Raw genomic sequence first — 19903 nt, 5'->3', positions numbered from 1 at the left:
GTGCTCGCTCATACCGCCGGACTTCCTTCCAGCAGCGACCCCGCCATCACGAGGTCGAGAACGGTTTCTTCGTCGATGTCGGCCGCCGGCGCCTGCCGCACGATGCGGCCCTCGCGCATGACGACCACGCGGTCGGCGAGGCCGAGCACCTCGGGCACCTCGCTGGAGACCATGAGCACGCCGACCCCGGAGTCGGCCAGCTTGCGGATCACCTGGTAGAGCTCGGCCCGGGCGCCGACGTCGACGCCGCGGGTGGGCTCGTCGAGCAGCAGCAGCCGCGTGCCGCCGAGCAGCCAGCGACCCACCACCACCTTCTGCTGGTTTCCGCCGCTGAGCGTCCGCACCACCCGGCGCACGTCGCGCGGGCGCAGTTCGAGCCGCTCGGCGACCTCGTCGGCGGCCTGCCGCTCCTTGGCGGCGTCGGTGAATCCGGCCCTCGCGTAGCCGGCGAAGTTCGCCAGCGTCATGTTGCGGTACACCGATTCGCCGAGCACGAGCGCCTGGCTCTTGCGTTCCTCCGGCGCCATGCCGAGGCCGGCCTTCACGGCGGCCGTCACGCTGCCGGCCCGCAAACCCTTGCCGTTGACGGTGACCCGCCCGCCGTGCGGGCGGCGCGCGCCGAAGATGGTCTCCATCAGCTCCGAGCGCCCGGACCCGACCAGGCCGGTGATCCCGACGATCTCTCCACTGTGGACGGTGAGGTCGACGTCGGCGAACTCGCCGTGCCGGGTGAGCCCCTCCACCACCAGCAGCGGGGCACCGTCGGGTGTCGGCGGCACCTCCTCGGGCCGCGGCGGGAACACGTACTCGATGTTCCGGCCGGTCATCCGGCTCACGAGTTCCGTCGTGGGCGTGGTCTTCGCGTCGAGGTTCGCGGCCGTGGTGCGGCCGTCCTTGAGGACGGTCACCCGGTCGCCGATCTCGCGGATCTCGTCGAGCCGGTGCGAGATGTAGATGACCGCGATGCCCTGTTCGGTGAGGCCCCGGATCACCCGGAACAGGTTGGCCACCTCGTCGTGGGCGAGCACGGCGCTCGGCTCGTCCATGATCATGAGTCGCGCCTCGCGCGACAACGCGCGTCCCATCGACACGATCTGCTTGGCGGCGGCCGGAAGCTTGCCGACCTCCCGGCGCACCGGGATCTCGGGGTGGCCGAGCTTGGCGAGGATCTCGCCGGCGTCGCGCCGCACCTGACCGCGCTTGACGAACCCCGCGGTGCGCGGCTCGTGCGCGAGGAAGATGTTGTCGGCGACGCTCAACCCGTCGACGAGGTCGAGTTCCTGGTAGATGGTCGCGATACCGGCCTTCATCGCGGCCTGCGGGTTGGCGAACGCGACCGGCTGGCCGAGCCACACCACCTCGCCGCTGTCGGGCCGGTGCGCGCCGGAGAGCACCTTGATGAGCGTGGACTTGCCGGCGCCGTTCTGGCCGAGCAGGCAGTGCACCTCGCCCGCGCGCACCTCCAGCTGGACGCCGTCGAGGGCGCGCACACCGGGGAACGTCTTCACGACGTCGGTGAGCGTGAGAACCGTTTCGCGCTCGGGTGACTTCTTGGTCAGATCTGTCATGACGGCTGCCCGTACGCAATCTCGCTGGCGAGTAACGCCGCACCGACGACGCCGGCGCGGGAACCCAGTTCCGACAGGACGACCGGCAGGTTGCCGGTCGCCAACGGCAACGACCGCCGGTAGACGACGCTGCGGATCTCGGCGAGCAGGATGTGCCCGAGCCCGGCCAGCCCGCCACCGATCACGATCATCGACGGGTTGATGAAGCTGACCAGGCCGGCCAGCACGCCGCCGACGCGTCGGCCACCGTCGCGGATGAGCCGGATGCAGGTGACGTCGCCCTCGGCGGCGCCGTCGGCGACGTCCTTCGCGGTGACGGTGCGGTTGGCCGCCAACCGCTCGGCGAGCGCCGGCGAGGTGCCCGCCTTGGCCGCCGCCAGCGCGTCGCGGGCGAGCGCCGCGCCACCGAACAACGCCTCCAGGCACCCGACGTTGCCGCACGAGCACACCGGCCCGTGGCTGTCGACCTGGATGTGCCCGATGTCGCCGGCCGAGCCGTCGGTGCCGCGGTACACCTCGCCGTTGAGGTAGATGCCGCAACCGATGCCGGTACCGATCTTGACGAACAGCAGGTTGTCGACCGAGTCGGCCACCCCGCCGTACCGCTCTCCGATGCTCATGATGTTCACGTCGTTGTCGACCACCACCGGGCAGCCGTGCTCGCGGGCGATGAGGTCACGCACCGGGTAGCGGTCCCAGCCGGGCATGATCGGCGGTGACACCGGTACGCCGTCACGGAAACTCACCGGACCGGGTACGCCGATGCCCACCGCGGAGAGCCGCTCGTACGCGCCGTCGGTGTGGAACTTCGCGAGCATCTCGTTGACCGAATGGAGAATCTCCTTCGGGCCGTTGCGGATGTCGGAGACCATCGTGGCGGCCGCCACCGGTTCCAGCCGGCCGTCGGTGATCTCGACGTCGATCGACGACGCGCCGAGGTCGACGGCGGCGAACCGCAGCGAGGGGTTCAGTTCCACGAGCGTCGACCGGCGCCCGCCACGGCTGGCGGCCGGACCGGCCTCCTGGATGAGATCGGTGGCGAGCAGCCCGTCAAGATCGGTGAGCAGCCGCGGACGCGGCACCTGCAACCGATCGGCCAACTCCGCCCGGGACAGGGCGCCCTGATCGCGCAGGAGACGCAGCAGCCGGGTTCGGGTCGGTCCCTCGGTGTCACTCATGGGGGCCACGCATGGGGTGCACCGCCTCGACGGGTTCGAATGAGGGTTCAGGCAGGGGTTCGAGCAGTTGCGCAGGTGTGTGATGCATGTAACGCGCTCGTTGCGTCCGAACTGTAGGCGCTTGGGTGAGCGGCGTAAAGAGCTTCCACCGAATCGTTTCCAACTTTTGTTCACCCCAACAAAAGCCCCCCACCCCGTGGCGGACTCCCGACGGGGAGTGACAGTCAAACACGAATGGCCGCCCACCATGGGGTGGGCGGCCATCGGCACTGCGCGATCTTGGACTCCGGGCGGGCCTATGGCACCGTCAGGAGTCCAAGATCCGCGAAAGGGATCAGTGGATCGCGGCCATGACCAACGTGTCGGCCAGGGGGCGGGTGAAGGTGGGTACGGCGGGCGCGGGCGCGGTGGCCTGGGTGTGCCACAGGCAGAACATCAGCACGGTCCAGATCTTGCGCGAGTGGTCGGCCCTGCCGGCCCGGTGCGCCGCCAGCAGCCGCTGGACGTAGGCGAGGTCGATCAGGTCACCCGCGCCCGAGGCGGCGAACACGTCGCCGGCCCACTCGCCCACCATGCCGCGCAACCAGATCCGGGTGGGCGTCGGGAAGCCGAGCTTCGGACGGTCCACAATGGACGCTGGCACGATGCCGCGCACCGCCTCGCGCAACGCGTACTTGGTGGTGCGGCCCAGCTTCAGGTGCGCCGGCAGGCCCGCCGCGGCGGCGTAGACGACCCGGTCGAGGAACGGCACGCGCAGTTCCAGCGAGTGGGCCATCGTCATCCGGTCGGCCTTGGTGAGGATGTCACCGGGCAGCCACGTGTTCAGGTCGACGTACTGCATCGCCGACACCGGATCGAGGCCGGCCGCCCGCTCGTACACCGGGCCGGTGACGTCGGTGAGCGGAACCACGTGCCCCTGCAGCAGATCGGCCTTCTGCTCCGGGCTGAAGATGCGCGCGTTGCCCCAGTACCGTTCCTCGATGGGCGTGGTGGCGCGGTCGAGGAAGCTGCGTCCCCGCATGCCCTCCGGCAGCACCGTCGACAGCTTGCGCAGCCCGCGCTTCACCGGCGCCGGCAGCCCGGCGACGGCCGCCAGCGCCGACGGCTCGCGGTAGATCTCGTAGCCGCCGAACAGTTCGTCGGCGCCCTCGCCGGAGACCACCACGGTCACGTCGCGGGCCGCGCGTTGAGCGAGGAAATACAAGGGGACGAGCGCAGGGTCGGCCACCGGGTCGTCGAGGTGCCACACGATGCGGGGCAGTGCCTCGATGACGTCGTACGGCGTGACGAACGTGGCCGTCAGCCGCACGCCGAGTTCGTCGGCGGTCCGCTGCGCGACGTCGACCTCGGAGTACGAGCCGCCGCTGAAACCGACGGTGTATGCCCGGATGTCCGGGTTCACCTCGCGGGCCAGGGCCACCACCGCCGTGGAGTCGACGCCGCTGGACAGGAACGCGCCCACCGGGACCTCGGCGAGCAGGTGCCGGTGCACGGAGTCGCGCAGCGCGTCCCGGATGACGGAGACCGCGGCGCGCTCGCCGATCGGGACCGGCCGGAACGTCGGCCGGAAATAGGCCTCGACGACCGGCGTCGGATCGACGGTGCGCACCGTCAACACGTGCCCTGCCGGCAGGCGCCGCACGGTCGGCGTGAGCGTGGCCGGCTCGGGCACGTACTGCATGCTCATGTAGTGCGACAGCGCGTCGTGGTCGATCCGGCCGGCAACCGGTCCGGCGAACGGCAGCAATGCCTTCTTCTCGCTCGCCAGGTACAGCCCGTCGGGCGTGCGCAGGTGGTACAGCGGCTTGATGCCGAACGGATCGCGGGCGGCGTACCCGGTGCCCGTCTCGTCGTCCCATGCCACCAGTGCGAACATGCCCCGCAGGCGGTGCAGCGCCGACGGTCCCCAGTGCTCGAACGCGGCCGCGATCACCTCGGCCTCGCTGACGATCGGTTCGGTCGCCACGATCCGCAGTTCGTCGCGCAACTCCCGGTAGTTGTAGATCGCACCGTTGAACACGACCGTCCAACGGCCGTACCGGGCCGGTTGCTGTCCGTCGACCACCTCGATAATCGAGAGTCGTTTGAAGCCGAGCACGGCGCCGTCACGGACCTCCATGCCCGTGGCGTCGGGGCCACGGTGGTGAAGGGTCTCCAGCGCCTCGGGGAAACGCACGTCCACCGCGCCGTTAGGGCCGATGAACACGATGAATCCGCACATGCGACGGACCGTAGGGAACCACCTGTGCGGAACTTATGAAGAACCGGGCCGGAAAACATGGCACATCTATCACCAACGGGTTCGCACAGCTTCTTCACAGGATCCTGACAATCCGACCCGCCAAGGGTGCGCCGTCGGGTCACAATGTGCGGCGATGGGTGCCCGAATCCTGGTCGCGGACGACGACCGCAAGCAGGCGGAGCTGATCCGCCTCTACCTCGAACGCGAAGGCCACGATGTCCTCACGGTGGGCAACGGGCGGGCCGCGCTCGACCAGTGCCGCGCCCGCCGGCCCGACCTCGTCGTGCTCGACGTGATGATGCCGCTCGTCGACGGTCTCGACGTCTGCCGCATCCTGCGCGCGGAGTCCAACGTGGCGATCCTGCTGGTGACCGCCCGCACCACCGAGGAGGACATGCTGCTCGGCCTCGACCTCGGCGCCGACGACTACCTCACCAAGCCGGTGAGCCCGCGGGAGCTCACCGCCCGGGTCCGCGCGCTGCTGCGCCGCACCGGGGTCAACGCCGGCAGCAACAAGCCGGTGCGCCGCGTCGGCGACCTGGAGATCGACGCCGACCGGTTCGAGGTACGGGTGAGTGGCGTCCAGGTCCACCTCACGGCCAAGGAGTTCGGGATCCTCGAACTGCTCGCGAGCGAGCCGGGCCGCGTCTACACCCGCGGTGAGATCATCAACCGGACGTTCGGGTTCGACTACGAAGTGTCCGCGCGTACCGTGGACGCGCACGTCGTCAACCTGCGCCGGAAAATCGAGGCCGACCCGGCCGCGCCCCGGTACGTGCAGACCGTCTACGGCCGGGGGTACCGGATGGCTGATCAGTAGTGTCGTTCCGGCTGCGGGTGTTCCTCCTGGTCATGCTGGTCGCCGTCACGGCGATCGGTGCCACCGCGTGGCTCACGCTCAGCCTGGCGTCCAAGCAGATCTCCGACGCGGTCGCCACCAGCAACCGCAACACCGACGTGATCGCCGAGAACCTCGGCAGGTTCGCCCACGACCGTGGCACCTGGTCGGGCGTCGACGGGTTCGTCCAGAACCTGTCGAGCAACTACAAGGTGCGCATCCGGATGGCCACGATCAGCGGCGAGGTCATCGTCGACACCGACCATCTCGCCGGGAAGGCCGCCCGCCCGACGGTCGGCGCCGCGAGCCTGGTCGACCCGCGGCCGAAGCTGGTGATCCCGCAGCGGGTCCGGCCGCCCGCACTCCGCGCGAGCGCCGACCCCGCCCTCGCCGACAAGCTCAAGCGGGAAGACTTCCAGCTGACGAGCGAGGCCCGCGAATGGGTACGCCAGGCGATCCAGGACTACCGGTACACCGTGCACCTCACCGCCTGCGCCTGGACCGGCACGGGACTGGTGGTCCCCCTGATCGACAACGAGAACGGCGTCGCGACACCGCAGACCGTCGGCACCGATCTCAGGTCCTGTGACGCGCAGGCGTTGACCCGGGCCGCCGAAGGCGCCAAGGAGGACGCCGTCGCCGTCGAGACCTGCCCCTGGTCCGACGAGAACACGTTCATCGCCTGCCTGGAACGGGTGTTCACGGAGCGGGTGGAGAACACCGGTCCGGCCCCGCTGCAGTTGTTCCTCGGCAGCGTCGACGACGACGCCGCCAACCTGATCGGCACGCCGATGATCGTCGCGGCCGGCGCGGTGACGCTGCTCGCGCTCCTCGGTACGGCGTTCATCGCGCGCCGGGTGAGCCGGCCGATCCGGTCGCTGACCGCCGCGTCGCGCCGGTTGACCGACGGCGACTTCGACGCGCGGGTGGAGGTCGACGGCGACGACGAACTCGGGCAGCTGTCGTACTCGTTCAACCGGATGGCGGAGGCGATCCAGCACGCCGAGGAGGACCAGCGCCGGCTGGTGGCAAGCGTCGCGCACGAGTTGCGGACGCCGCTGTCGAACCTGCGGGGGTACCTGGAGGCGCTGCAGGACGGCGTGGTGCGGCCGAGCCCGGAACTGTTCGGCTCGCTGTACGAGGAGGTGCTGCTGCAGCGGCGGATCCTCGACGACCTCCAGGACCTCGCGCTGGCCGAGGCCGGCAGCCTGGCCTACCGCCGGGAGCCGACCGACCTCGCCGAACTGGTCGGCATGAGCGCCCGGGCCCACTTCGCGGTGGCGGAGGCCGCCGGGGTCGAGCTGAACGCGTACGCCAGCACCGCCGTGCCGGTGGACGTCGACCAGGACCGGATCCGGCAGGTGCTGGGCAACCTCGTCACCAACGGGATCCGGTACACGCCGAACGGCGGCAAGCTGACGCTGTACTCGTACGCGTCCGCCGGATTCGGCGTCGTGGAGGTCACCGACACCGGGCGCGGCATTGCCGATGCCGACCTGCCGCACGTCTTCAAGCGGTTCTGGCGGGCCGATGCGGCCCGCGACCGGGCCTCCGGCGGCAGCGGCCTCGGCCTCACGATCGCCCGCCAGATCACCGTCGACCATCAGGGCCAGCTCCGCGTGACGAGCCGGATCGGCGAGGGCACGACGTTCACGCTCAGCCTTCCCCTCAGCACGTAGTGCGCACTACCCTACTGATTGGGTTTCCTCAATCAGTAGGAGGAGCATCATCATGAGCGACTGGCGCACCCGGTTCCGGACCCCGCAGATCTGGACAGCTCATCCCGCCCGGCACCGCCCCGACCGCTGGCTCGTGGTCGCCAACCGGGACGGCTCGACCACCCAGCTCTACGCGTGGGACACCGGCTCCGGGGAGGTCGCGGCCGGCACCGGCGACCCGCTCAGCACGTGGGAGGGCTGGATCGACCCGGCCGGCAGGTACATCTACCACCTCCAGGACGAGAAGGGCTCCGAGCTCGGCCACCTGGTGCGGATCCCGATCGGCGGCGGCGAGGTCGAGGACCTCACGCCCGACCTGCCGCCCTACACGCTGCGCGGGGTCGGCTTCAACGGCGACGGCTCGCTCGTCGTCTTCAACCCGATCAACGCCGACGGCTTCGCGCTCTACGCGATCCCCGACGGCGGCGAACCCCGCCTGCTGCACCGCGACACCTGGGAGAACTGGGGCGCGCTGGCCTCGGCCCGCGGCGACCTGGCCGCGTGCTGGTCGGCCGCCCGCGCCCGCGGCGTGCGCCAGTACACGCTGCTGGTGTTCGACACGCGCACCGGCGAGCGGGTCGCCGAACTCGACGACGGCCCGGAGACCAGCGTGGTCGCCACGGTGTTCAGCCAGGTCGACGGCGACGACCGGATCCTCGCCAAGACGACGCGCAGCGGCCTCGAGCGTCCGCTGATCTGGAACCCGCGCACCGGCGAGCGCACCGACCTGCCGCTGCCCGACCTCGCCACCGACGTGGTACCGCTGGACTGGTCGGCCGACGCCGCGACGATCCTGCTGTGCCAGCTCGGCGGCGCGCAACGGCTGTACAGCCACGACGTGGCCACCGGCACGACGACCGCCCTGGACCACCCGCCCGGCACCTACTACGACGCGATCGACGGCGGCGCGACGTTCGACCCCGACGGCAACATCGTCGGGCTGCGGCAGACGGCGGAGGCGCCACCGTCCATTGTGGAGCTCTCCGGTACCACCGGCGGGCTGCGCCGCACGCTGTACCCGGCCGGCCCGGCGCCCAGCGGGCGTCCGTGGCGGTCCGTCACCTTCCCGAGCGCCGACGGTACCGAGGTGCAGGCATGGGTGGCCGTTCCCGAGGGAGCGGGCCCGTTCCCGACGATCCTGGAGACCCACGGCGGCCCGCACTGGGCCCAGTACGAGAAGTTCGACGCGGGAACGCAGGCCTGGCTCGACCACGGCTACGCCTGGATCTCCGTCAACTACCGGGGTTCGGTGGGCTTCGGCCGTGACTTCACCGAGAAGATCTGGGGCGACATGGGCCACTGGGAGCTGACCGACATGGTGGCCGCCCACGAGTGGGTGGTGCGCGAGGGCATCGCCCGGCCCGACGAGATTCTCGCGTTCGGCGCCTCGTACGGCGGCTACCTGACGCTGTTCGCGCTCGGCCGGCGTCCCGACCTGTGGGCCGGCGGGATGGCGATCGTCGCCGAGGCCGATCTGGCGGCGAGCTACGCCGAGGTGTCCGACGCGCTGCGGGCCGCGATGCGGGGCTGGATGCGCGGGTCGCCGGAGGACCGTCCGGAGGCGTGGGCCCGCTCGTCGCCGATCACCTATGCCGCCGACTTCGCCGCGCCGGTGCTGGCGATCCAGGCCCGCAACGACAGCCGCATCGGGGCGACGCAGATGGAGAACTTCGAACGGCGCCTGCGCGAGCACGGCAAGGAGATCGAACTCGACTGGCTGGACGGCGGCCACCAGTCGTTCGGCCCGGACACGTTCATCTACTGCTGGGAGAAGATGCTGGCGTTCGCCGAGGAGGTGCTCGCCCGGAAGCGGGGGTAAAGTGCTAGACAACTAGTTCTTTAGCTGTCTATGGTTCTCGTGTGCTCGAATTCCATCTCGACCGGCATGCCGGCCTACCGCCCTACCAGCAGCTGATCAGGCAGGTGGAGCAGGCGGTGCGGCTCGGCGTCCTGGTTCCCGGCGACCAGTTGCCCACCGCGAAGAGCGTCGTCGCGGCGTTGGGCATCAACCCGAACACGGTCCTCAAGGCGTACCGCGAACTGGAGCACGCCGGGGTGGTGGAGATGCGCGCCGGCGTGGGCACGTTCGTGCTCGCCTCCGCGCCGCGCGCGGCCGTCACCGAGCATCCGCGCCTGCGCACCCGCCTGGCCACCTGGATGCTCGCGGCGCACCAGGCCGGCCTGGCCACCGGCGACGTGCGCGCCCTGTTCGAGGCCACCCTCACCGAAACGTACGGGCGGGCCTCGGCATGAGCGCGATCCTGGCCACGAGAGTCGGGCAGCGGTTCGGCAACCGGTGGGTGCTGCGGCAGTGCTCGTTCACCGTCCCGGCCGGGCGGGTGGTCGGGCTCGTCGGGCCGAACGGCGCCGGCAAGACGACGCTGTTGCGCGTGCTCGCCGGCCTCCTCCGCCCGACCGAGGGCGCGGTGCGGTTGTCCGGCCGCGATCCGGCCGGCGCCGAGGGCCTGGCCACCGTCGCGTTCCTGGCGCAGAGCAAGCCGCTGTACCCGCGGTTCACCGTCGACGACGCGGTGCGGTTCTGCCGCGAGCTCAACCCGCGGTTCGACGAGCCGTTCACCCGCGACCGGCTCGACCGCCTCGAAATCCCCGCGGCGCAACGGATCGGCCGGCTCTCCGGCGGCCAGCGCGCGCAGGTGGCGCTCACCCTGGCGCTCGCCAAGCGGGCCGACGTGATCCTGCTCGACGAGCCGATGGCCGACCTGGATCCGTTGGGCCGCAGCGACGTCATGCGCGACCTGATGGCGGTCGCCGCCGAGCGCGGGCTCACCGTCGTGCTGTCGTCGCACGTGCTCGCCGACCTGGAGGACTCCTGCGACCACCTGGTGATGGTCCACAGAGGACGGATCCAACTGGCCGGCGACGTCGACGACCTGCGCGCCGCCCACCTCGCCGTCGACGGCCTGCGCGAGCACGCCGCGGCGCTGGCGCGGCACGACGTGGTGGCCGAGGGCGGCGCCGGCCGGCAGGCGACCGCGCTGCTGCGTCTCAACGGACGCTTCGTCGATCCGCGCTGGGCCACCCGCGCGCCGAGCCTGGAGGAGATCGTGCTCGCCTACCTACGGAACCCCGACGCCGCAACGCTTCCCGGCCCGGAACTGGTGTCGTCGTGAGGTGGGTGGTGTGGCGGCAGACGCGGGCCACCGCGCTGGGTGTGGCCGGAATCGTCGCGCTCTACGGGGTGCTGGCAACCGTCGAACGTGCGCAGCCACGGGTCAGCGGCATCACGGTCAGCTTCACGCCGTACCTGTTCCTGTTCCTCGCCCTGCTGCTCGGCGCGCCGTTGGTGAGCCGCGAGTTCGAGCTGGGCACACACCAGTTCGCGTGGACGCAGTCGGTCACCCGCCGGCGCTGGCTGGCGTTCCGGCTCGGTGGCGCGGTGGGCGTCGCGCTGCTCGCGGTCGCGACGCTGCAGGTGACGCTCACCGCGATCCCGACCGACGTCGAGGTGCGGCCGGGCAGCTCCTCCTTTCTCGTACACGGAGCACTTCCGTACGCGTTGGCGGCGTTCACGGTGACGTTCGGCGCGCTCGCCGGTGCCGTGATCCGGCGAACGGTACCGGCGCTCGGTGGCACGTTGCTGGCCAGCATCGCGGCGATCGGTGCGCTCACGGGCGTCCCGTATGGAAGTTCCGGGTGGCTGGCGCGGTACTGGCCCGCGCAACTTGCGCTCGGCGGCGCCCTGCTCGCGCTCGCGGCGGTTCAGGCCGCCGCGACGTTCCGGCTCATCGAGGGCCGGCGTTAGGGCGCGTCCGGTGGATCTTTGCCGGCCTGCGGCGGACTCAGGCGACGCCCGGCGGCGTTGCGGCTTCGCCCGGATACAACACCGGTATCCGGACAAAGCCGCGCCTTGCCGGATCGCCGCCTGAGCCTCGCCTCGGCTCGACAAGATCCACCGGACGCGCCCTAGCGGTGATCAGCCAGGCCGACGATCCAATGTGGACACCGTCGGCCGTGGCGTGTGCCGCCATCGTGTTCCGCAGGCGCGCGAGGGCCTGTGCGCGGCCGGTTTCGTCGAGCCGGCCGAGCAGTGACCGCCCGAGGCCGGTGCCGGCGGCGAACGCGGTCGCGTCGTCGACGTCGGCGCCGAGGCAGACCGGTACGTCGAGCGATTCGAACCCGATGTTCCGGAACCCGGCCTTCACAAGGGTTTCCGTGACCATGTCCGGGTCGGCGAGCGCGAACGGCCCCGGCGCACCGGGTGGTGGAGAGCCGTCCGCGCCGAGGCTGTCGAGGATCACGGTGATCCAGTCGTTGCGGTGCAACGCCTGCCACGCGAGCAGCACCATGCGGCCGCCGGGTCGCAGGGCCCGGGCCAGGTTCGCGAACGCCGCCGCCCGGTCGCCGAAGAACATGGCGCCGGCGCGGCTGATCACCACGTCGAACGACGCCGGCCGGAACGGGTACACCTGCGCGTCGCCCTGCTCGAACGTCACGTTGGCCAGGCCCTCGGTGGCGGCCCGCTCGCGCGCCCGCCGCACCATCGCGGCCGACAGGTCGACGCCGAGCACCGCTTTCGCCGCGCGGGCGGCGTCGCGGGCCGACTCGCCGTTGCCGCACCCCACGTCGAGCACGGTGTCGGTCGCCGTGATCGCCGCGCGGGCGTTGAAGATGGGACGGTGTGCGCCCATCGCCGCGTCGTAACGCTCGGCGTGCGCGGCCCAGTGCGCACCCTCGTCGCCGTCCCACGCGCTCGCCATCTCGGCATTCGACGGTGCGACCATTTTCCCTCCCTTTGGGAGTATGGCGCCGACGATACTCCCTAGGGGAGTATTGGGCAATGACGGTTGCGCTCACAACGACGTCGCACGCCATCCTCGGCCTGCTCGCCATCCGCCCCTGGACGAGCTACGAGCTCACCAAGCAGATGAGCCGCAGCCTGCACCACTTCTGGCCGCGGGCCGAGAGCAAGCTGTACGAGGAGCCGAAGAAGCTGGTCGCACAGGGCCTGGCGACGGCGAGCACCCGTACGGTCGGCCGCCGGACGAGCACCGTCTACGAGATCACGCCGGCCGGGCGCGCGGCGCTGGCGCAATGGGTCGCGGTTCCGGGCGCCGGGCCGGCACTGGAGTTCGAACTGCTGCTGAAGGTCTTCTTCGGCGAGCACGGCAGCAAGGCCGACCTGCTGGCAAACCTGGCCGCGGCGGCCGAGTGGGCGGCGGAACGCCAGCGCCAGAACATCGAGGTCGCCCGCGAGTACGTCGAGGGAGCCGGCCCCTTCCCGGAGCGAACCGCCCAGGACGCCCTGGTCGCCGCGTTCCTCACGAGCTACTGGGACGCGATCGCCGACTGGGCCGCCGAGGCCCGCAAGACCGTCGAGGGCTGGCCCGAAGACATCACAAAAGCCGACCCCCCATGGCCCTTCATCCAGGAGCTGGCGTCCCGCGACCTCCCGTGACCCGCGATCTTGGACTCCCGCAGGGCCCATGGCACCGCACGGAGTCCAAGATCGCGGAATCCTCAGCCGGGCAGCGAGGGGCCGCGCGCCGGGATGGCGTCGGCGTCCGCCGGATCGGCCTTCCACAACGTGCGGTCGGCGGCGCCCTGGGCCGTCGCGAGCATGGACACGAACGCGGTGCGGATCTGGGCCGGCACCTGCTCGGGCGGCAGGTTCGACAGCTCTACCAGCAGCGATGCGCTGCCCAGGACGCCGTACGCGTTGCGGGCGATGCCCTCGTAGTCGCCGCCCGGGTAGCGGGTCACGTTCGCGCCCGCGAGGTAGGTCATCGCCGTGTAGTTGCGGACCGCCAGTTGCCGGCCGCGGGTCACGGCGTCGGCGCCGGCCAGGGGCGACGTCGGCCACAGGATCGACGCGGTGGTCTCGCGGCCGTCGGGCTGCAGGTAGCGGCCCTGCATGTGGTAGTCGACCACCACCGCCGGCCGGGTGGCGTGCCACCACCGCAGCACCGCCCGCGACTCCGGCACCGGGTTCTCCTCGATCGGCGTCAGCGGGTTGTGGAACCGGTTGATGTCGTAGCCCACGCCCGGTTGCGCGAACTCACCGGTCGCCGACGGGTCGTGGTTCCAGCGCTGGTCACGCACCGCGCCGTCGGGGTTGGCCTGCACCACCACGTCGATCGTGAGGCGGCTGCGCAGCCAGCGGTGCCAGGCCGAGTCGGGCACGCCGAGCGCCCACAGAGCCTGGATCGCGGCGGGCGTCCCGAGCGGCTCGTCGCCGTGCTGCTGCGTCACGTACAGCAGGCGCGTCGGCCCGCGGCCGACGGTGGCCAACCGCAGCGGACGCCCCTCGTTGCTCTGCCCGATCGCCCGGAGGCGCACCCGGCCGTCGCTCGCCCGCGCGATCGTCGCGAGGGCCGATCCGACCTGCTCGGGCGTGGGTTCGGACGGAACCAGGGCGGTGGGCGCGGCCAGCATCGTCGGTTGCGGTGGTGGCGCCGGCTCGGCCTTTGCCGGGGCAGGCCACAGCAACGGGACGACGAGCAGCGCGGCGATCAGCGTCCTTGATCTCATCGGGTGCCCCCTGAATCGATCTACGTGGATGTCATTGAGCCCACCTTAGGCGCGCGCCGGTCAGCTCGCCACGATGCCAATCGATCTTTAGCGGGGCGTTAGGTAGGCCCCAAATCACCATTGCGGATCGGATTCATGGGAACGATTACGCGTACCGTCCCTCATCGGGGAAACGCGGGCACCGACTATGGAGGTTTCTGTTGCGCCACGGTTCAGTTGACACCAGCCTGTTGCGGCAAGGCGCGCACAGTCCCTCGTACTTCGCGCTCTCCCGCAGCATGGGCCCGGATGCCAAGGAGAAGCTCGCCGACTTCTGCATCCCCTGCAACCCGTACTTCCCGACGCCGGACATGTTCGCCAAGCTCAGCGAGAGCCTGGTCGACATCCTGAAGTACTACCCGAGCGACTCGGGAACGATCACCAAGCAGCTGTGCCAGGTGCTGCGGCTGCACCCGCAGACGGTGGCGATGGCCAACGGGTCCACCGAGCTCATCACCTGGATCGACCACCTGCTCATCAAGGAGAGCGTCGCGATACCGATCCCGACGTTCGGCCGGTGGACCGACCAGCCGATGGAGACCGGCAAGCGGGTCGACATGTACCCGCTGCAGGAGCGCGACAACTTCGCGCTCAACCTCGACCACTACATCTCGTTCATCCGGTCCCGGGGCTCGCGGGTGGCCGTGATCTGCAACGTCAACAACCCCGACGGCAACTACATCCCGCGCCGCGAGGTCATCCGGTTCATGGACCAGCTGACCGACCTCGACCTCGTGGTCATCGACGAGTCGTTCATCGACTTCGTCGACGCCGAGCGGTACCCGTCGGTCGGTCCCGACGCGGTGATCCGCCCGAACGTGGTGGTGCTCAAGAGCCTCGGCAAGAACTTCGGCCTGCACGGCATCCGGTTCGGCTACATGATCGCGAACCCGGCGATCACCGCGAAGATCGGCAAGGCCCTGCCGAAGTGGAACCTGAACTCGCTGGCGGAGTCCGTCGTCTTCATGCTGAAGGACTACGAGGCCGAGTACCGGGAGAGCCTGCGCCTGCTCTCGCGCGACCGCATGCGGATGGCCGAGTCGCTGATGCGCGTGCCGGGGCTCACCGTCTACCCGTCGCAGGGGAACTTCATCCTCATCAAGGTGCCGGGCAATTGGAACGGCGTCGACATGCGCGACCACCTGATCAGCCAGCACGGCGTGTACGTCCGCGAGTGCGGCAACAAGCTCGGCATGACCAGCCAGTTCCTGCGTCTGGTCGTGCGCCCGGAGGACGACGTGGCCAAGCTGATCGACGGCATGGCCACGTACGAGCGCACCCTGCGGCCCGAGCCGCACTACGTCAGCTACAACGACGACCCGCTCACCGGCGACCTGCCGATCACCGGCACCGGCATCATGAATCTCGGCTCGCTGTCGAGCGCCGGATCGCTGCCGAGCGGCGGCGGCCAGTACTCCGACGGTGGGTACTCCACCGGCGCCTACTCGAACGGCTCGTACCAGAACCCGCCGCCGACCACGCCGCTGCCGGAGCGCCGCTCGCGGCGTCCCGTCTACAACGGACACAACGGGCACAACGGCCACAATGGATCGAACGGCTACAACGGAATGGCGGCCGCGCGGTGAACGTCGCGGTCACCGTCGATCCGGTGACCTTCGGGTCCCGGTTCGTCGGCACGACCGACATCGACGGCTGGCGCATCAAGACGTACCGGGTCTCCCCGGCGTCCGCGGCGATGGTGACGGCGGCCCGCCGCAGCGTGGCGGCGACGCTGCCCGACCGGCCCGACCGGGTCGGCGCGTTCGGGGTCGGTTTCCTGGTGGTCCACCTCACCGAGTGCCGCCTGCTGGCCCAGCTGAACTGGTGGGTCCGCCCCGACGAGCTGTACCAGCACACGTTCGCCGCTCCCCCGGACTCGCCGGCAAGCCTGGCTCCGCTGGACACCGCGGCAATCAGCGGGATCTGCGAACTCGCGATCGCCGCACACGAGGGCGGGGCCTGGCGCCGCCACGTCATCGCCAACCCGGCCGGCCCCGACATCGAGACGTACCTGAAGGATGTTTACTTGGGCGGGTGAGCCAGCCCTTCCCGTTGTTCGCGGCGCCGCTCGCCGAGGCATCCGGCTACACCGGCGCCGGGCCGTGCGAGGTGTGCGGCGCCGAGGCCGACGAGCGCCTGAGACTCGACGGCGGCAGCCGGATCGTCGGCCCGGAGGAGCGCCCGGCGCCGCACCGTGACGCCGCGGTCTGCGTGCCGTGCCTGCGCGCCGGACAGGTCGCGTTCATCCGCGACACCGAGTTCGGCATGGTGCTGTGGGAGGACGCCGTGGCCGGGCGCACGCACGGCGTCCCCGACCTGCGGTGGGCCGACGGCTTTCCGCTGACCGAGCCGAACGAGGACGGCTGGGTCAGCGTCGAGATCCCGCCGATGGTGCTGCTCGAACTGGTCCGCACGCCCGGTTACCAGACGTGGCAGGGCGAGCGCTGGCTGTTCTGCTGCGGGTCCGCGATGGTCTACATCGGACGGTGGACGCGCGACGACGTGGTCCGGCACCTGCCGGCCGACCCCGAGGCGGCGCTCCTGGCGATCTTCGACGGCGCCGAGGCGTGGATGTGGCAGCACGGCATCGACGACCTCGCGATCGACTTCCACGCGTTCCGCTGCCGCTCGTGCGACCGGGTGCGCGGCCACACGGATATGTCGTAGCCCGGGCGTAGGGTCGGCCGCATGGCTGAATCGAGAACATACCCGCACGGCGTGCCGAGCTGGATCGAGACCGAGCAGCCCGATCCGGGCGCGGCCCGCACGTTCTACGGCGAACTGTTCGGCTGGGCGTACGAAGACCGGCCGGGCGGCTACACGATCGCCCGCCTCGGCGGCCGCGAGGTGGCCGGGCTCATCGAGGCCGGTCGGCAACCGGGTGGCGAGGGCGCCGGCTGGAACACCTACATCTCCGTCGACGACGCCGACGGCACGGTGAAACGGGTGCGTGACACGGGTGGCCGGATCCTCGCCGAACCGCAGGAAGTCGGCCCGGCCGGCCGGTCTGCGCTGTGCGTCGACCCGCTGGGGGCGCGGTTCGGGCTGTGGCAGCCGGGCATGCGGCTGGGCGTGCAGGCCACGAACGAGCCGGGCGCGTGGAACTTCGGCAACCTGCACACGCCCGATCCGCAGCGGTCCACCGCGTTCTACTCCACCGTGTTCGGCTGGTCGCTCGACGACGTGGGCTTCGCCACGATGATCCGGGTGCCGGGGTACGGCGACCATCTGGCGTCCACCACCGATCCCGACATCCACGAGCGGCAGAGCGGCGTCGGCGTCCCGCCCGGCTTCGCCGACGCGGTCGGCTGGCTGGTGCCCGGCGAGCAGGGGCAGCCGGCCCACTGGCACGTGGTCTTCACGGTCGCCGACCGTGACGCGTCCGTCGAGATCGTGGAGCGGTCGGGCGGCACGGTGCTCAGCTCCGACAAGTCGGAGTGGAGTCGTACGGCCGTGGTCCGCGACCCGTGGGGGGCCGAGTTCACGGTCAGCCAGTTCGCACCGGAGTCGAACGGCTAGTCACGAAGGGCGCGCAGGATGCGTGCCAGTGTTGTCCGGTCTTCCGGGTTCAGCGCGGCGAAGGAGCGGTCGGTCTCGGCCCATGCGGCCTTGCGGAGGTCGTCGGCCACTCCGGAGCCGCGCTCGGTCAGGGTGACCAGGGTGGCCCGGCGGTCGGTCGGGTCCGGGCGCCGCTCCACCAGCCCGCGCTCCTCCAGCGCGTCGACCACCTCCGTGGTCGAGCGGGGGGCGATGCGCAGGTGCTCCGACAGGTGGTTCAGCCGCATGTCGCCGTGTTTGGCGAGCACGCGGAGCGCCCGCGACTGCCCGGGCGTGATGTCCCACTGCTCCAACTGGACGCTCGACGCGTGCCGCAACCGCCTGGCCACCGCCCAGAACAGGCCGGCGAGGTCGTCGTCGTCCGAGGGAGAGGCGCTCACGCGGAATACCGTACCAGCCACTGTTGTTGTTCCCTCATGTTGAGGTAACCTCAGCATTATCGGAAGGACCGGCAGAAGGAAGAGAACCCTTGGAAGACACTCCCATGGAGCGAGGCCGCCGAGGCGGATCGCACACCGTCACCGCCGCCGAGAAGGCGCAGGCCCGCGAGGTCTCGTTGCGCCGCATCGGGCGGCTGTTCACCCCGCACCGGCGTCAGCTCACCGTGGTCGTCGCGATGATCGTGGCGTCCTCGATCATCTCGATGGCGTCGCCGTTCCTGTTGCGTGAGGTCATCGACGTCGCGCTGCCCACGCTCGACACCACGCTGCTCGTCTGGCTCGTGCTCGGCATGGTCGGCGTCGCCGCCGCCACGTCCGCGCTCGGCGTCGTGCAGACGTTCATCTCCACCACCGTCGGCCAGCAGGTCATGCACCGGCTGCGCACCGACGTCTTCCGGCACCTGCACCGCCAGTCGATCGCGTTCTTCACCCGCACTCGCACCGGCGAGGTGCAGTCCCGGATCACCAACGACATCGGCGGCATGCAGTCGGTCGTCACCAACACGGCCACCGCGGTCGCGTCGAACCTCACCACCGTGGTCGCCACGATCGTGGCGATGCTCGCGCTGTCGTGGCAGCTCTCGCTCGTCTCGTTGGTGGTGCTGCCGCCGGCGATCATCCTGACCCGCAAGGTCGCCGGGATGCGCCGCGCGATCACCGCGCAGCGCCAGCGCGAACTCGCCGACCTCAACGTCACCATCGAGGAGGGCCTGTCGATCAGCGGCGTGCAGCTGAGCAAGACGATGGGCGCCGGCACCGCGCTGATCGACCGCTTCACCGCGTCGTCCACCCGGCTCATCGACCTGGAGCTGCGCTCCGAGCTCGCCGGCCGCTGGCGGATGGCCTGGATGAGCGTCCTCTTCGCGGCGATCCCCGCGGTCATCTACCTCAGCGCCGGGCTGCCCGGCACCGCGGGAAAGCTGACCATCGGCACCATCGTCGCGTTCACCGCCCTGCAGTCCGGCCTGTTCCGGCCGTTGATGGGGCTGCTCAGCGTCGGCGTGTCGATCACCAGTTCGCTGGCCCTGTTCGCGCGCATCTTCGAGTACCTCGACCTGCCCGTGGAGGTCGACGACCCGCCCCACCCGGTTCCGGTGCGGCCCGAGGCGATCGACGGCCACCTGCGGCTGGAGAACGTCACGTTCCGGTACCCCGGCAGCGACACCGCGGCCGTCGACGGCGTCACCCTCGACGTCCCGCCGGGCGAAACGCTCGCGCTGGTCGGCGAGACCGGTTCGGGCAAGAGCACGGTCGCCGCGCTCATCGCGCGGCTCTACGACCCGTCGGCCGGAACGGTGACGATCGACGGCATCGACGTCCGCGACATGAAGCTCGACGACCTCGCCGCGATCGTCGGCGTCGTCAGCCAGGAGACGTATCTGCTGCACACGACGATCCGCGAGAACCTGCGCTACGCCAAGCCCGACGCCACCGACGCCGAGATCGAGCGGGCCGCCCGCGCCGCGCAGATCCACGACCACATCGCGGCGCTGCCCGACGGGTACGACACGGTGGTCGGCTCGCGCGGGCACCGGTTCTCCGGCGGCGAGAAGCAGCGCATCGCGATCGCCCGCACGTTGCTGCGCGATCCGCGCATCCTGGTGCTCGACGAGGCGACCAGCGCGCTCGACACCGACACCGAACGGGCCGTGCAGCGGGCGTTCGCCGGCCTGGCGGCCGGCCGCACCACGGTCACCATCGCCCACCGGCTGTCCACCGTGCGCGACGCCGACCAGATCGTGGTGATCGACCATGGCCGCGTCGAGGAATCGGGGACGCACACCACCCTGGTCGACGCCGGTGGACGGTACGCGGCGTTGGCGGCATGATCAC

At 70.7% G+C, this 19903-nt stretch carries 18 protein-coding genes; 12 read left to right on the top strand and 6 right to left on the bottom strand.

The genetic code is table 11. The features are described from left to right. Positions 1-8: 8 nt before the first annotated feature. The 3 genes from Vau01_RS44535 to asnB form a co-directional block, all read right to left on the bottom strand. Positions 9-1568: a sugar ABC transporter ATP-binding protein gene (locus tag Vau01_RS44535; RefSeq protein ID WP_204006302.1), complete on the bottom strand. Its 1560-nt coding sequence runs from the start codon at positions 1566-1568 to the stop codon at positions 9-11. Then, on the bottom strand, positions 1565-2746 hold the full coding sequence (locus tag Vau01_RS44530) for an ROK family protein (protein ID WP_204006300.1): 1182 nt from the start codon (positions 2744-2746) through the stop codon (positions 1565-1567). The genes Vau01_RS44535 and Vau01_RS44530 overlap by 4 nt, the downstream gene beginning before the upstream one ends. Before the next feature lie 334 nt (positions 2747-3080). Beyond that, positions 3081-4967, bottom strand: coding sequence for an asparagine synthase (glutamine-hydrolyzing) (asnB, locus tag Vau01_RS44525; protein WP_204006298.1), 1887 nt, complete (start codon positions 4965-4967; stop codon positions 3081-3083). 154 nt (positions 4968-5121) lie between these two features. Here asnB and Vau01_RS44520 point away from each other — a divergent pair, with 154 nt between their 5' ends. Genes Vau01_RS44520 through Vau01_RS44495 form a run of 6 tightly spaced genes read left to right on the top strand, consistent with a single transcriptional unit; the run spans position 5122 to position 11307 of the window. Further along, entirely contained in the window at positions 5122-5808 is a 687-nt protein-coding gene (locus tag Vau01_RS44520) for a response regulator transcription factor (RefSeq protein WP_204006296.1), read from the top strand. Next, positions 5808-7505, top strand: a complete 1698-nt coding sequence (locus tag Vau01_RS44515; RefSeq protein WP_204006294.1) for a sensor histidine kinase — start codon at positions 5808-5810, stop codon at positions 7503-7505. The genes Vau01_RS44520 and Vau01_RS44515 overlap by 1 nt, the downstream gene beginning before the upstream one ends. Before the next feature lie 52 nt (positions 7506-7557). Beyond that, complete coding sequence (locus Vau01_RS44510) at positions 7558-9363, top strand: S9 family peptidase (protein WP_204006285.1); 1806 nt, start codon at positions 7558-7560, stop codon at positions 9361-9363. Between the two features lie 41 nt (positions 9364-9404). Next, positions 9405-9797, top strand: coding sequence for a GntR family transcriptional regulator (locus Vau01_RS44505; RefSeq protein ID WP_204006283.1), 393 nt, complete (start codon positions 9405-9407; stop codon positions 9795-9797). Next, on the top strand, positions 9794-10675 hold the full coding sequence (locus tag Vau01_RS44500) for an ABC transporter ATP-binding protein (RefSeq protein ID WP_204006281.1): 882 nt from the start codon (positions 9794-9796) through the stop codon (positions 10673-10675). Before Vau01_RS44505 ends, Vau01_RS44500 begins: the two co-directional genes overlap by 4 nt. After that, entirely contained in the window at positions 10672-11307 is a 636-nt protein-coding gene (locus Vau01_RS44495) for an ABC-2 membrane transporter-related protein (protein ID WP_204006279.1), read from the top strand. The genes Vau01_RS44500 and Vau01_RS44495 overlap by 4 nt, the downstream gene beginning before the upstream one ends. Positions 11308-11344: 37 nt before the next feature. Here the strand turns inward: Vau01_RS44495 and Vau01_RS44490 are convergent, their stop codons facing one another. Then, positions 11345-12286 (bottom strand): class I SAM-dependent methyltransferase, encoded by a 942-nt coding sequence (locus Vau01_RS44490; RefSeq protein ID WP_204006277.1) that lies wholly within the window; start codon positions 12284-12286, stop codon positions 11345-11347. 56 nt (positions 12287-12342) lie between these two features. Here Vau01_RS44490 and Vau01_RS44485 point away from each other — a divergent pair, with 56 nt between their 5' ends. Then, entirely contained in the window at positions 12343-12960 is a 618-nt protein-coding gene (locus Vau01_RS44485) for a PadR family transcriptional regulator (protein WP_204006275.1), read from the top strand. A 62-nt stretch (positions 12961-13022) separates the two neighbouring features. Here Vau01_RS44485 and Vau01_RS44480 read toward each other — a convergent pair whose 3' ends face one another. Continuing rightward, positions 13023-14033: a M14 family zinc carboxypeptidase gene (locus Vau01_RS44480; protein WP_204006273.1), complete on the bottom strand. Its 1011-nt coding sequence runs from the start codon at positions 14031-14033 to the stop codon at positions 13023-13025. Between the two features lie 200 nt (positions 14034-14233). On the opposite strand from Vau01_RS44480, the gene Vau01_RS44475 reads away from it, so the two are divergent. The 4 genes from Vau01_RS44475 to Vau01_RS44460 are packed head-to-tail and all read left to right on the top strand — an operon-like array spanning position 14234 to position 17591. Further along, positions 14234-15658 carry a pyridoxal phosphate-dependent aminotransferase gene (locus tag Vau01_RS44475; protein WP_239152346.1) on the top strand — a complete coding sequence of 475 codons (1425 nt, stop codon included), beginning with the start codon at positions 14234-14236 and terminating at the stop codon, positions 15656-15658. A 23-nt stretch (positions 15659-15681) separates the two neighbouring features. Then, a complete protein-coding gene (locus Vau01_RS44470) occupies positions 15682-16110 on the top strand; it encodes a hypothetical protein (RefSeq protein WP_204006271.1) in 429 nt (142 codons plus the stop codon). After that, positions 16107-16739, top strand: a complete 633-nt coding sequence (locus Vau01_RS44465) for a CbrC family protein (RefSeq protein ID WP_204006269.1) — start codon at positions 16107-16109, stop codon at positions 16737-16739. Before Vau01_RS44470 ends, Vau01_RS44465 begins: the two co-directional genes overlap by 4 nt. Before the next feature lie 21 nt (positions 16740-16760). Then, positions 16761-17591, top strand: a complete 831-nt coding sequence (locus Vau01_RS44460) for a VOC family protein (RefSeq protein ID WP_204006267.1) — start codon at positions 16761-16763, stop codon at positions 17589-17591. Here the strand turns inward: Vau01_RS44460 and Vau01_RS44455 are convergent. Further along, on the bottom strand, positions 17588-18010 hold the full coding sequence (locus Vau01_RS44455) for a MarR family winged helix-turn-helix transcriptional regulator (protein ID WP_239152345.1): 423 nt from the start codon (positions 18008-18010) through the stop codon (positions 17588-17590). The two genes, Vau01_RS44460 and Vau01_RS44455, sit on opposite strands and share 4 nt — an antisense overlap. 104 nt (positions 18011-18114) lie before the next feature. On the opposite strand from Vau01_RS44455, the gene Vau01_RS44450 reads away from it, so the two are divergent. Then, on the top strand, positions 18115-19899 hold the full coding sequence (locus tag Vau01_RS44450; protein ID WP_204006263.1) for an ABC transporter ATP-binding protein: 1785 nt from the start codon (positions 18115-18117) through the stop codon (positions 19897-19899). Positions 19900-19903 lie beyond the last annotated feature (4 nt).

Source organism: Virgisporangium aurantiacum (assembly GCF_016863635.1).
GTDB lineage: Bacteria > Actinomycetota > Actinomycetes > Mycobacteriales > Micromonosporaceae > Virgisporangium > Virgisporangium aurantiacum.
The sequence above is the reverse complement of the archived record's forward strand: the minus strand, read 5'-3'. Positions and strand labels throughout refer to the sequence as shown.